Annotated in this window: 13 protein-coding genes; 3 read left to right on the forward strand and 10 right to left on the reverse strand. The window is 64.8% G+C overall.

Annotation, left to right across the window (positions count from 1 at the left end):
• Positions 1-32: 32 nt before the first annotated feature.
• Positions 33-815, reverse strand: a complete 783-nt coding sequence (locus tag DFR52_RS22395) for an N-formylglutamate amidohydrolase (protein WP_110034344.1) — start codon at positions 813-815, stop codon at positions 33-35.
• Between the two features lie 193 nt (positions 816-1,008).
• Between DFR52_RS22395 and DFR52_RS22400 the strand changes: the two genes are divergently transcribed.
• Both DFR52_RS22400 and pyk read left to right on the forward strand, forming a co-directional pair.
• On the forward strand, positions 1,009-1,482 hold the full coding sequence (locus DFR52_RS22400; RefSeq protein ID WP_245415449.1) for a DUF1036 domain-containing protein: 474 nt from the start codon (positions 1,009-1,011) through the stop codon (positions 1,480-1,482).
• Positions 1,482-2,921, forward strand: a complete 1,440-nt coding sequence (gene pyk, locus DFR52_RS22405; RefSeq protein ID WP_110034296.1) for a pyruvate kinase — start codon at positions 1,482-1,484, stop codon at positions 2,919-2,921. Before DFR52_RS22400 ends, pyk begins: the two co-directional genes overlap by 1 nt.
• A gap of 218 nt (positions 2,922-3,139) precedes the next feature.
• On the opposite strand, the gene DFR52_RS22410 is transcribed toward pyk, so the two are convergent.
• The 7 genes from DFR52_RS22410 to DFR52_RS22440 all read right to left on the reverse strand — a co-directional run bounded on the left by DFR52_RS22410 (position 3,140) and on the right by DFR52_RS22440 (position 10,119).
• On the reverse strand, positions 3,140-6,058 hold the full coding sequence (locus DFR52_RS22410; RefSeq protein ID WP_210205896.1) for a hybrid sensor histidine kinase/response regulator: 2,919 nt from the start codon (positions 6,056-6,058) through the stop codon (positions 3,140-3,142).
• A gap of 126 nt (positions 6,059-6,184) precedes the next feature.
• The gene (locus DFR52_RS22415) at positions 6,185-7,225 is read right to left on the reverse strand and encodes an alpha/beta fold hydrolase (RefSeq protein WP_110034298.1); all 1,041 of its coding nucleotides are present in this window, start codon (positions 7,223-7,225) and stop codon (positions 6,185-6,187) included.
• A gap of 115 nt (positions 7,226-7,340) precedes the next feature.
• Positions 7,341-7,955 (reverse strand): tetratricopeptide repeat protein, encoded by a 615-nt coding sequence (locus DFR52_RS22420; protein ID WP_110034299.1) that lies wholly within the window; start codon positions 7,953-7,955, stop codon positions 7,341-7,343.
• A 69-nt stretch (positions 7,956-8,024) separates the two neighbouring features.
• Positions 8,025-8,150 (reverse strand): type B 50S ribosomal protein L36, encoded by a 126-nt coding sequence (gene ykgO, locus DFR52_RS22425; protein WP_037069952.1) that lies wholly within the window; start codon positions 8,148-8,150, stop codon positions 8,025-8,027.
• A 154-nt stretch (positions 8,151-8,304) separates the two neighbouring features.
• Entirely contained in the window at positions 8,305-9,408 is a 1,104-nt protein-coding gene (locus DFR52_RS22430; RefSeq protein ID WP_110034300.1) for a 5-(carboxyamino)imidazole ribonucleotide synthase, read from the reverse strand.
• Positions 9,405-9,869, reverse strand: coding sequence for a 5-(carboxyamino)imidazole ribonucleotide mutase (gene purE / locus DFR52_RS22435; protein ID WP_170132337.1), 465 nt, complete (start codon positions 9,867-9,869; stop codon positions 9,405-9,407). Before purE ends, DFR52_RS22430 begins: the two co-directional genes overlap by 4 nt.
• Positions 9,870-9,915: 46 nt before the next feature.
• Positions 9,916-10,119: a YdcH family protein gene (locus DFR52_RS22440; protein ID WP_110034302.1), complete on the reverse strand. Its 204-nt coding sequence runs from the start codon at positions 10,117-10,119 to the stop codon at positions 9,916-9,918.
• 213 nt (positions 10,120-10,332) lie between these two features.
• Here DFR52_RS22440 and DFR52_RS22445 point away from each other — a divergent pair, with 213 nt between their 5' ends.
• Complete coding sequence (locus DFR52_RS22445) at positions 10,333-10,512, forward strand: YdcH family protein (protein WP_110034303.1); 180 nt, start codon at positions 10,333-10,335, stop codon at positions 10,510-10,512.
• Between the two features lie 79 nt (positions 10,513-10,591).
• Here DFR52_RS22445 and DFR52_RS22450 read toward each other — a convergent pair whose 3' ends face one another.
• Complete coding sequence (locus tag DFR52_RS22450; RefSeq protein WP_110034304.1) at positions 10,592-10,849, reverse strand: ArsR/SmtB family transcription factor; 258 nt, start codon at positions 10,847-10,849, stop codon at positions 10,592-10,594.
• An 80-nt stretch (positions 10,850-10,929) separates the two neighbouring features.
• Positions 10,930-12,585 carry an acyl-CoA synthetase gene (locus tag DFR52_RS22455; RefSeq protein WP_110034305.1) on the reverse strand — a complete coding sequence of 552 codons (1,656 nt, stop codon included), beginning with the start codon at positions 12,583-12,585 and terminating at the stop codon, positions 10,930-10,932.
• Positions 12,586-12,621 lie beyond the last annotated feature (36 nt).

Raw genomic sequence — 12,621 nt, forward strand, 5'->3', positions numbered from 1 at the left:
AAAATGAATGCCGGTTCGGTTTGCAGCGGGTGTCAGTCCACGAGCGAACCGTAGTGGCGCACCTCGTGCAGGTCGGCCAGCGCGTTGATGCCTTCGAGAATCGGGGCAAGCCGGTCGACCCAGGCCTCGATGCCGGCATCGTCGCCGATCAGATCCTGACGGATCTCCAGAAGCGCATGGGCGCGTCCTGCCGAGGTTCCGTGACGGTAAATGGTGTCACCCTCCAGAGCGCCCTCATAGGGTTCGTTGTCGCCCACGACCAGGGCGGGATCGGCGCGCAGGGCGTCGAGGAACGGCGCGACCGCGCGGGGGTCCTTGTCCCAGAGAACAGCCGCGTGCCATGGTCGGGCAGCCCCCTTCCAGATGGGCGTAAAGGAATGGATCGAGATCACCACAGGCGCGCGCCCGGTGGTTCGGGTGCTGTCCTCGATCGTGGCGGCGACGGCGGCGTGGTAGGGGCGGTGAAAGGCATCGAGCCGGTGCTGGCGCTCCGCGTCGCCGAGCGGATGATTGGCGGGAATGACGGCGCCGTCCGAGAGCTTCATGATCAGCGTCGGGTCGTCCTCGCCGCGATTGGGGTCAATCAGCAGGCGGGAGAAGCAGCTCAGGACCGCCGGCATTCCCAATCGGTGGGCCAATCGCCTCGTCAATTGCTCGACGCCGATGTCATAGGCGATGTGACGGTCAAAGGCGCTGGCGGGCAGGCCCAGATCGCCGTATTCGGCGGGCAGCCGGTTCATTGCGTGATCGGCGAGCAGCACCATCGTCTGGCGGGGGTCGCCCGGGATGATCTCGAATGGCTGGAAATCGGTCATGGCTGTGTCCGGGTTGGGCTGGAGAACGCCGCGAAGCGCCGACTGCTCCATCGCACGGGGTGTCTCGAGCTGCAACCAGCAGTGCGAGGGGAACATTCCGGTGATGCCGCGATGCTTGGTCTTTCGTTGACTTTCGTCCCACTGCGGCGCAAAAAGCGCATGTCAAAGTCATTGCGGAGACTGTCCGATATCCATGTTTGGAAAGTTGTTTCTATCGTGCCGGGGATCGTTGTGCAGTGTCGCGGCGGCCACGGCGATCGCGGCTGTCGCCCTGCTTGCCGGATCCGGGGTTGCCCGCGCTGATTTTCGCGTCTGCAACGGCACCCAGTCCCTCGTGGGAGGGGCCATCGGGTACCGGACGGCCGAGGGCTGGGTGACCGAGGGATGGTGGCAGATCCCCGCCAATTCCTGTGCAACCCTGATCGAGGGGCAGCTGGAATCGCGTTATTATTATCTCTACGCCGAGGACGCCGGGGGTGGCGGCCGCTGGGCGGGCGACGTCAACATGTGCGTCGCCGACAACGAGTTCAAGGTTGTCGGAGTGCAGGACTGTTTTGCCCGCGGCTTCCAGCGCGCAGGGTTCAAGGAATATGACACCGGGCGACAAGGCAGCTGGATGGTCCAACTGTCCGACGCGCCGGCAACAGCTCAAGAAAGCCCGAATTGATGAAGCGGCTACGCAAGGTCAAGATCCTCGCCACACTCGGACCGGCCTCCTCGGAAGAGGGCATGATCCGCAAACTGCATGAGGCGGGCGCGGATCTGTTCCGGATCAATATGAGCCATACCAATCACGAGATGCTGCGCACCCTTGTCACGCGGATCCGGGCGGTGGAATCGCAATGCGGTCGTCCGATCGGCATTCTTGCGGATTTGCAGGGACCCAAGCTGCGCGTGGGCAAGTTCGCCGACGGCGCTGTCGAGCTCAAGGCAGGCCAGTCCTTCACGCTGGACGGCAAGGATGTTCCCGGCGACAGCAACCGTGTCTATCTTCCGCACCCCGAAATCCTCGAATCGGTCAAGCCGGGCGATCGCCTGCTCATCGATGACGGCCGCCTGCAGCTGAAGGCCGAGAAGTGCGATGGCAAGTCCATCGTCTGCGTCGTCGTCAACGGCAACAAGATCTCCGACCGCAAGGGCGTGAGCCTGCCTGACACGATCCTTCACACCGGTGCCATGACGGAGAAGGATCACAAGGACCTCGAGGCCGTGCTGGCCATCAACGATGTCGACTGGGTGGCGCTGTCGTTTATCCAGCGGCCGGAGGATCTGGCCGAAGTGCGCAAGATCACCCGCGGCCGGGTTGCGCTGATGTCGAAGATCGAGAAGCCGCAGGCGCTCGAGCGGATCGACGAGATCATCGAGCTTTCCGACGCGCTGATGGTGGCGCGCGGCGATCTCGGAGTGGAAATGCCGATCGAATCCGTGCCCGGTACCCAGAAGCATCTGATCCGCCTCTGCCGCCGCGCCGGCAAGCCGGTGGTGGTCGCCACCCAGATGCTGGAATCGATGATCTCGGCTGCGGTGCCGACCCGCGCAGAAGTCTCCGATGTGGCCACCGCCGTCTTCGAAGGCGCCGATGCGGTGATGCTGTCGGCGGAATCGGCGGCCGGCGACTATCCGGTGGAGGCCGTGGCGATGATGGGCGCCATCGCCCGCAGCATCGAGCGCGACCAGAATTACCCGGGCATCATCTATGCCCAGCGACCGCAGCCGGAGCCGACGGGCGCCGACGCGATTTCGCTCGCCTCGCGGCAGATTGCCGAGACGCTGAATCTTGCCGCCATCGTCTGCTATACCTCGTCAGGCACCACCGGGCTGCGCTCGGCGCGCGAGCGGCCGCAAGTGCCGATCATCGCCCTGTCGCCCGTCATCCAGACCGCCCGGCGCCTCTCCGTTGTCTGGGGGCTGCACTGCGTGGTGACCGAGGATGCGACCGATCTGGACGACATGGTCGATCGTGCCTGCCGGATCGCCTTCCGCGAGGAACTGGCCAAGCCCGGCGACCGGGTGATCATATCCGCAGGCGTGCCGCTCGGGACGCCCGGATCGACCAACATGCTCCGCATCGCCTATATCGGCTCGGACGGCCTCACCGGTCACTGATACCGGCGCCGTGCCGACAGGCAGAAGCTGAGGCGCGTCACTCGCAGTTATCGGTTGCAACGCGCTGCGGCCGACGGCCGGTTGGCGCCGCGCCGCCGACCATCCGGCGCATGGGACCGTCGGTTCCCGTTGGGCGACATGACCAATCGCCGAGGCGTTCCAGGCTACTGCTTGCCGCATTTCCGGACGAAGTGACATTCACCTCGTCGGGAAATGCTCTAGCCCTGAGCGGCCGCGATCAGCCCCAGTTCGCGCAGGCATGCGTCGATCATCGATTCGACGTAGGGCTTGGTCAGGATCTTCGTCCGGCCGAGCATTTCCGAGCCGGGAACTTCGGTGTGACCGGTGGCAAAGATGACGGGCAGGTCGGGAAGGGTCTCGCGCAGCCGGAGCGCGAGCTCGAGGCCGGAGAAGTCAGGCAGGCCGACATCGGTGACGAGAACATCGATCGGATTGGCCAGGATGGCCTGAAGCGCTTCTGCGCCCGAGCCTGCCTCCACCACGGTCATTCCCATGTCCGCCAGCATGTCGGAGGTGCTCATCCGAATGAGAATGTCGTCTTCACACAGGAGCACCACCAGGCCCGCGGCGGTTGCGGGAACCGCGGCCGTTCCCGGCTGCGGACTGGCGGCAATGGCGGCCTCGGCGGCCGCTGTGTCGGCGGCGGCCTTTTCGAGCACCTGCCGCACTTTGCGGGCCATTGCATCGCTGGTGTAGGGCTTGCTCAGCAGATGGACGCCGGAATCGAGCCGACCTTCGTGGACGATGGAATTCTCCGTGTACCCGGAGGTGAACAGGATCGCCATGCCGGGCCGCTGGCGGGCGGCCTCCCGGGCAAGCTCGGTGCTCTTCATCGAGCCTGGCATGACCACGTCGGTGAAGAGCAGGTCGATCGGCACACCGGTTTCGATGACATCGAGGGCCTTGCGGGCATTTTCGGCGGTCAGCACCCTGTATCCGAGGTCGGTCAGCAGCGCCACCGCGGTCTGCCGCACGGCGTCGTCGTCTTCGGCGACCAGCACGGTCTCGCCCCTGCCACGCGGCGTGCCATGCTGCGCCGCCTCGACGCGGTCCTCCTCGCGCAGGGCGCGCGGCAGGTAGATCTTGATCGATGTGCCCAGTCCCGGCTCGCTGTAGATCTTGATGTGGCCGCCGGACTGCTTGACGAAGCCATACACCATGGAGAGGCCGAGCCCGGTGCCCTTGCCTTCGGTCTTGGTGGTGAAGAATGGTTCGAACACCTTGGCGATGATGTCGCTGCTCATGCCCGTCCCGGTGTCGCTCACCGCGATCATCACGTACTGGCCGGGCACGACTTCATCGTGCAGGCGGGAATAATCGTCATCGAGAAACGCATTGCCGGCCTCGATCGTCAGCTTGCCGCGCCCGTCCATCGCGTCCCGGGCGTTGATGGCGAGGTTGAGGAGCGCATTCTCGACATTGCCGGGATCGGCAAGCGTGTTCCACAGTCCGCCACCGATGACGGTCTCGATCTCCACCGCCTCGCCGAGGCTGCGACGCATGATTTCGTCCATGTCGCGGATGAGCCGGCCGACATTGATGACCTTCGGCGCCAGCGGCTGGCGCCGGCTGAAGGCGAGCAGTTGCTGCGCCAGCCGGGCGCCGCGGGTGACACCCCCCAGAGCGTTGCCGATCCGGGCCTGTATCTCTTCGTTGCCGGCGACGTCGCGGGCAAGCATCTGCAGATTGCCGCTGATGACCTGCAGTAGATTGTTGAAATCATGGGCAATGCCGCCGGCGAGCGTTCCGATTGCCTCCATCTTCTGGGATTGCCGCAACACGTCCTGGGTCCGGACCAGTTCGCGCGTCCGCTCATCGACGCGCGCTTCCAAGACTTCGTTGAGGTCTGCGAGCCAGGCCTCTGTCTGCTTTTGATCCTCGATGTCGGTGTTCGATCCCACCCATCGGATGACCTCGCCCGCATCATCGCGCACGGGCACGGCGCGGGCGATGTGCCAGCGGTACTGGCCGTCATGACGGCGAAGGCGGAACTCGGTCTGGTACTCGTCACCGGCGGCGACCGCCGCCTGCCAGGCCTTGCCGACATCGCCGACATCGTCCTCATGGACCATCCGGGCCCAGCCGGTGCCGGCGAGTTCGGCCTCGCCAAGGCCGCTGTATTCGTAAACCCGCGCGTTGAACCAGTCCAGGCTGCCGTCGGCGAGCGCGGTCCATGCATGGTTGGGCATGGACTGCGCCAGCGAGCGGAAACGGCTTTCGCTTTCGCGCGCGGCCTCTTCGGCACGCTTCTGGTCGGTGACGTCGTAACCCTGCACCAGGATGCCGGTGACATTGGCGGAGGAGTCGGCCAGCGGCTGGAAAATGAAATCCACGTAGCGCTCCTCGGCCTGTGCGGCCGACTTGCGCTTGAACGACACCTTGGCGCCGCTGTCGCGGTAGGATTCGCCAGAGCGGTAGACCTGGTCGAGGAGTTCGATGAATCCCTGGCCGCTGATCTCGGGCAGGGCATCGCGAACACTGGAGCCGAGAACGTCGCGCTGGCCGATCAACTGCCGGAAAGCGGCGTTCGTCACCGAGAAGACGTGTTCGGGACCGGTCAGGACGGCCATGAAGCTGGGCGCGCGCTCGAACAGGTCGCGCAGGTGACCGCTCTCCTTGCCGAGCGCGGCATTCTCGATCACCACCGCATCGGCGCGGCGCAGGACGTCGGACTGGATGTGCAGCGACGACCCGGCGGAGTTCTGCCTGAGAAGATGCAGCTCGGTCACGTCGACGGTGTGCTGGAGGACGAATTCGACGCGGCCCTCAGGGCCGAAGAGCGGCGTGTGGGTGGCGCTCCAGAACCGATCCTCCATGGTGCCGTCTGGCCGGGCGATGGGATAGGGGATCAGGGGCAGATTGTCGGGGGCACCGGTTTCCAGCACGCGCGCCAGCGAGTTGCGCAGCAATCGGCCTGCGTCCGAAACGGGGTCGCTCGGGAAGGCGTCGAACATGTTGCGCCCGATGACCTCATCATGGTTGCGCATGGTGACGGCTTCATAGGCCGAATTCAGACCGACAATGACGAGATCCCGGTCAAGGATGACATAGGGATTTGGCGCCGCGTTGAAGACCTGGAGAATGTCGACACCGCTCAACATTGCCTTGCGTAACATTGGCCTGCGCCCTTCGTCGGATATGCGATGGCAATGCAGCCAATGCGCTGGATTGATTGCGGGCGGACGCTAGTTCGCTTTTCAACCACTGACAAGAGCCGTGGGGCGATGTGCAGGACTTCATCGTCAGCTATTGCGGAAGCCGGCCTTTGCCGCCGGGCCGCAGCGGACGTCATCAGCGGCGATGCGCCGACCGACCGCTCGGGCCATGGCCTGGAGGTCGCGCGGGCGTCCCGCGACCTTTTCGATGGCCGCAATGGCGAGATCGGTGGCGACGTAATCGGGTTTGTGTCCCATATTCTCGACCCAGACCAGTTCCGAATCGGCAATGTCGCGGTCGAGGCCGGTCGAATGGATATCGGCCAGCACCACCGGGTCGCTGTCGCCGGTGATGATCACCGTCGGTGCGGCAATCTCCGTGTAGCGCGACGCCACGCCGGCGACATAGGCCTTAAGCCCGTCGACATCGATGGCGTTGGCGCGAAACTCTCCGGGCCGCAGGACCAGCGCGGGCGCCGTTTCCTCGAGATAGCTCGCGGGCAGCGGATTGGGCGCGAACACGCATTTCACGCCGGTCTGCAGGGCCATGAGCCCGGCGGGCAGCGCCAGGGTGTTGGCGAAGATCTGGCCGATGACCGGCGTGGCGGTGAGGCCGTAATACCAGGCGAGGCCTCCGGGCCAGGGATGGGTGGCGGGAGCGAGAAACACCAGCCCCGCCGTCATCTCCGGCTCTTCCAGCGCAAAGCTCGCGGTGATGGCGCCGCCGAAGGAGTGGCCCACCAGGATGGCGCGATCGATGCCGAGCTTGCGCATCGCCGCCGCGATGGATCGGGCCTGCCCGCCGGGGGTGTCGTTGTCGCTGCCGCCGCGCTCCGAATAGCCGTGTCCGGGCCGATCGACGAACAGCATCTCCGCCCGTCCCGCAAGCGGCTTGAGAAACGCCGCCATCTGGTCGCGCAGGTTGCCGCTGGCGCCGTGGACGAAGACCAGCGGCGGCAGATCGGCGCCGGCGGGCGCGGCCACATGGACGACATGCAGCGCGTAGCCGCCGACATCCACCATCCGGCCGATCGGCGGATACCGCGCTTCGATCTGCCTGACCTTGAGGCGTGTGAAGACGAACAGCGCGGCCATCAGCATGAAGAGGAGGGAAAGCAGGATGATCATGGATAATCGAAAAGGTCTCAAGGGGATATCGGGAGCTGGGATGGAAGGACGCCCGAAGGCGGGAAGGAACTCATCTCATGGACGGCGCGGCTGCCCCGAAAGTCTCAGGCGCTCATCAGGTTCGGCTGCCGGCAAGCTTGTCGGCCAGTTCGCCGACCTTGGTCTGGGCTTCGCGGTTGGCAGGGTAGATGGCCAGCATCTGCTCCCACGCCCTGAGCGCCAGTTCATCATTGCCATTGGCGGTGAAGATGGCCGCCATTCCGGCAAGAGCCCCGAAATGCCGGGGTTCGAGCGTCAGGACGCGGTTTATGTCGGACATCGACTTGGCATAGTTGCCCCTCACATAGTGCAGCGTGGCGCGCTGGTTCCACGCCTCGGCATAGTCGGGCATCAGCACGATGAGCTGGTCGAGGAAATCCAGCGAAAGTCCGAACTTCTTGTCGTTGAGCGCCGTATTGGCCCATTGCAGCAGCAGATTGCCGGTGGCGCTGCCCGAGTCGCGCCAGCGCGCCCAGATGCGATCGGAAATGCGCTTTGCCTCTTTCGGGTCCGCCTCCGCCTTCAATTCCTCGAAGAGGCTGTCAAGGCTCTCGGCCTTGCGGGCGACCGGCTTTTCCGGCGTGTCCTGGGCATGCGCCGGGAGCGGAGCCGTGGCGAGAGCGGGCATCATGACCCAGGCGGCGAGGATCACTAGGCGGGGGGGCAGGGTATGAAACCGAAAAAGGCGCATGCAGGAAACTAGTCCGGCATGCGCCAAATATCAAAAGCAAATTTCAGTGATGACCGCGCCGTGCGCAGATCAGCCCTGGCGTGCCTTGAAGCGGGGATTGAGCTTGTTGATGATGTAGACGCGACCCTTGCGGCGCACCAGACGGTTGTCGCGGTGACGTGCCTTGAGGGACTTGAGCGAATTCTTGATCTTCATTGTTCTGATCCGCGTGTTATCGGGCGGCAAGGCCGCGCTTATCAATCAAAAGCGCGCCAAAAACGGGCGCGCTCGTCGGTTGGCCGTGATGTAGCCGTTCAGCCATTTACTGTCAACACTGGCATCCGGGTTTTCCGGACCAGCGCAGCCCGAATCAGGCCGCCGGGACGGACCTGAGCGGCCATATGCGGGTGAAGTGTCCCATCTTGCGGCCGGGCCTGGCCTCCGCCTTGCCGTAGAGGTGGATGACGGTGCCGGCCTGCGCGGCGATTTCCGGCACCCGGTCCACTTCGTTGCCGATGAGATTTTCCATCACGCAGTCGGAATGGCGCGAGGGATCGCCCAGCGGCAGGCCGGTGATGGCGCGGATGTGCTGTTCGAACTGGGAAATGGCGCAGGCGGCTTCCGTCCAGTGGCCTGAATTGTGCACCCGCGGAGCGATCTCGTTGACCAGCAGCCTGTGGCTTTCGCCATCGCGCACGGCAAAGAACTCGACGGCGAAGATGCCGACATAGCCGAGATGGTCCGCAATCCGGGCGGCAACGGCCATGGCCTCGGCGCAGACGGCGGCATCGAGCCGCGAGGGCACCGTCGAGCGGTGAAGGATATGGTTCCGGTGCTCGTTCTCGGCGACATCGAAGGCGGAAAAGGCTCCGGCGATGCTGCGCGCGGCAACCACCGAGATCTCGCATTCGAAGTCCACGAAGGATTCAAGGATCGCGGCCTGGCGGCTCATGGAGGCGAAGGCGGCGTCCGCATCGTCCGGCGTCATGATCTTCGCCTGGCCCTTGCCGTCATAGCCCAGTCTGGTGGTCTTCAGCACCGCCGGGAGGCCGGTCACGGCCATGGCGCGATCCAGGTCGGCGCGGGAATTGACTGCGGCGAAAAGCGCGGTCTCGGCGCCCAGCTGCTGCGCCATGGCTTTTTCCGACAGCCGGTCCTGAGCCACCTTCAGGGCCACCGATCCGGGGCGGACCGGATGGGTCGCCTCCAGATGTTCCACGGTGGAGACGGGCACGTTCTCGAATTCGTAGGTGATGACATCGGCCATCATCGCGAGTTGGTCGAGGGCTTCCGGATCGTCATAGGCGGCGACGATCTGGTTGTTGGCCACCTGGGCCGCGGGCGCGAAGGCATCGGGTTCCAGCACGACCGTCCGGTAGCCAAGCCGTGCGGCCGCCATGGCCAGCATGCGGGCCAGTTGCCCGCCGCCGATGATGCCGATGACCGAACCGGGCGCGAGGGGAGCCGCGCTCATGCCGGGTCGACCGGGCGCTCGGCGACGCTGTCGCTCTGGGTTGCGCGCCACCGGTCGAGGCGGTCCGCCAGGGCAGGGTCCGAGAGGGCCAGAACGGCGGCCGCAAGCAGCGCCGCGTTGACGGCGCCGGCGCGGCCGATGGCCAGGGTTCCGACCGGAATGCCCGCCGGCATCTGCACGATCGACAGCAGGCTGTCCTGGCCGGAGAGCGCCTTGGATTCGACGGGCACGCCGAACACCGGCAGCGCCGTCATGGACGCGGTCATGCCGGGCAGGTGCGCCGCGCCGCCGGCGCCGGCGATGATCACCTTGAAGCCTTCGTCGCGCGCGCCCTTGGCGAAGGACACCAGCCTGTCGGGGGTGCGGTGAGCGGAAATGATTCGCGAATCATGGCCGACGCCGAGCGTGTCGAGCGTGTCGGCCGCATGCTTCATGGTCTGCCAGTCTGACTGACTGCCCATGATGATGGCAACCGGCGTCTTGGTCTTGGTCACGGCGCGCTCCGGGTCAGGCGATGATGTCGGGAATGATCTGGTCTTCCAGGTCTGTCAGCCTGTCCTTGATCGCCAGCTTCTTCTTTTTCATTCGCTGGACGCGGAGCTGATCGCAGCCCACCGTGATCATGGCATTGATGGCAATGTCGAAATCCTCGTGCTCGTTGCGCAACCGCGCCACCAGCATTCGAAGCTCCGCCTGTTCCTGGTTGGGCATGCGTCGTTCCCCGTTCATGCAGGTGAGGTTCCGCCAGGGACGCTGCACCCAATCAAGGGCGCTCCTATCATGAAAACGGGGGTAACGGGAAGTTACCTAATTCACAAGATTGGCCTTCGACAAATCGATTCATGCATGACACACTCACACTGTCCATGAACCTGCCGTACCGGTGCACTGGCGTCGGCGCGGTTCTCAAACGAGGAGCTGTACATGTCGATTGACGCACACCTTGCATCCCTTGAAAAGAAGCACGGCGACCTGGAGGCCGAACTCCGTTCGGTGGCCGGTCAACCGTCGGTCCATGACGAAGCCATCGTTGACATCAAGCGCCGCAAGCTGCGCCTCAAGGATGAGATCGAGCGATTGCGCTCGACCCATTCGACGCATTAGCAATTCCGCATGACACTCATGTGACGTCAATTTGAGACGGGCGCGGCTTTCAAGCCGCGCCCGTCCTGATTCAGTCGGTTCACGACCAGAACTGGTCGAGCCACAGATTGAGCCGCATGAAGCCGTCGGTGTTGACCGAATATACCCGCCTGGTTCCCTTGCTGGTCACCGAAACCAGGCGGTTGTCGAGCAGCGCCTTGAGATGCTGGGAGACGGCGGGCCGGCTGATGGTGAGACCTTCGGCCAGTTCGTTGACCGTGCGAGGACGCCGCCGCAGTTCTTCGAGAAGATAGCGCCGATTTGGATCCGCAATGGCATCAAAGGCGTCAAGGGTCATGGCGGGGAGGCTAAGTCATTCCCGCGAAACGGGCAAGTCCCTGCGATGCGCGGGACGGCCCTGCTCGGCGGAGCGGCGCCTCACTCCTGGCCAAGCTTCCTCGCCTCGTCGCGAAGCAGGAACTTCTGGATCTTGCCGGTCGATGTCTTGGGCACCTCGCAGAAGATCACCGTGCGCGGACATTTGAACCGTGCCAGCAGAGTCCGGCAATGGGCGATCACCTCCGCCTCGGTCAGCGTCCTGCCCGGCTTGAGCTGGACGAAGGCACAGGGGGTCTCGCCCCATTTGTCGTCCGGCCTGGCAACGACCGCCACCGACTGGATGGCGGGATGCTTGTAGAGCGCGTCCTCGACCTCGATGGAGGAGATGTTCTCGCCGCCGGAGATGATGATGTCCTTGGAGCGGTCCTTGAGCTGCAGATAGCCGTCCGGGTGCATGACGCCGAGATCGCCGGAATGGAACCAGCCGCCGCGGAAGGCCTCCTCGGTCGCCTCCCTGTTCTTGAGATAGCCCTTCATGACGATGTTGCCGCGGAACATCACCTCTCCGATGGTCTGGCCATCGGCCAGCACCGGCTGCATCGTCTCGGGGTCCATCACGGAGAGATTTTCGAGGGCGGGATAGCGCACGCCCTGGCGCGCCTTCATGGTGGTTCGCGGACCCGATTCGAGCGCGTCCCAGCCGGTTTTCCACTCGTTGACCACGGCGGGGCCGTAGGTCTCGGTGAGGCCGTAGAGATGGACGACCTGGAAGCCGGCTTCGGCCATGCCGGCGAGCACGGATTCCGGCGGCGGTGCCGCTGCGGTGTTGAAGGTGACGAGGTGGTCAAAGGCGCGCTTGTCCTCCTCGGCGGCGTCGATGAGGAGCGACATCACGATGGGGGCGCCGCAGAGATGGGTGACGCCATGATCGGCGATGGCGTCATACATGGCCCTGGCGCGGACCCAGCGCAGGCAGACATGGGTGCCGCCGACGACGCCGAGTGTCCAGGGGAAGCACCAGCCGTTGCAATGGAACATCGGCAGGGTCCACAGATAGACCGGATGCCGCCCCATGCCGGAGGCGATGACATTGGCGTAGCCCATCATCGCCGCGCCGCGGTGGTGGTAGACGACACCCTTCGGGTTGCCGGTGGTGCCGGAGGTGTAGTTGAGCGCGATCGAATCCCATTCGTCGTCGGGTGCGCTGCGCTCGAAATCGGTGCCGGCGGCGGAAACGAAGGCGTCGAAGTCGAGCGTGCCGATTCGCGGACCCTTGGGAAGCGGCGCGTCGTCGGGATATTCGGAATCGTCGAAGTCGATCACCAGCGGCTTGACCGTCGCCAGCTTCAGCGCCTCGGCCATCACCGGGGAGAATTCGCGGTCCACGATGAGAACCCTGGTTGCGGCATGATCGAGCTGGAAGGCGATTACGGCCGCATCAAGCCGGGTGTTGATCGAGTGCAGCACGGCGCCGGTCATCGGCACGCCGTGGTGAGCCTCGAGCATCGCCGGGGTGTTGGACAGCATCACCGAGACCGTGTCGCCCTTGCCGATGCCGATCTCTGCCAGCGCATTGCCAAGCTGCCTGGAGCGCTCGAGGAATTCCCGGTAGCTGAAGCGCTGGCGGCCGTGAATGATGGCGGTGTGATCGGGGTGGATGAGGGCGGCGCGCTCGAGATGGGCCAGCGGCGTCAGCGGCTGGTAGTTGGCCGCATTGCGGTCCAGACCGGTTTCGTAGGCGTTGGTGCTGTCCATCGAGTTCCCCTCCCGTTGCGCTGGCCGGCATGAAAT

Origin of the sequence: Hoeflea marina, from assembly GCF_003182275.1 — a bacterium.
Taxonomy (GTDB): Bacteria; Pseudomonadota; Alphaproteobacteria; order Rhizobiales; family Rhizobiaceae; genus Hoeflea; species Hoeflea marina.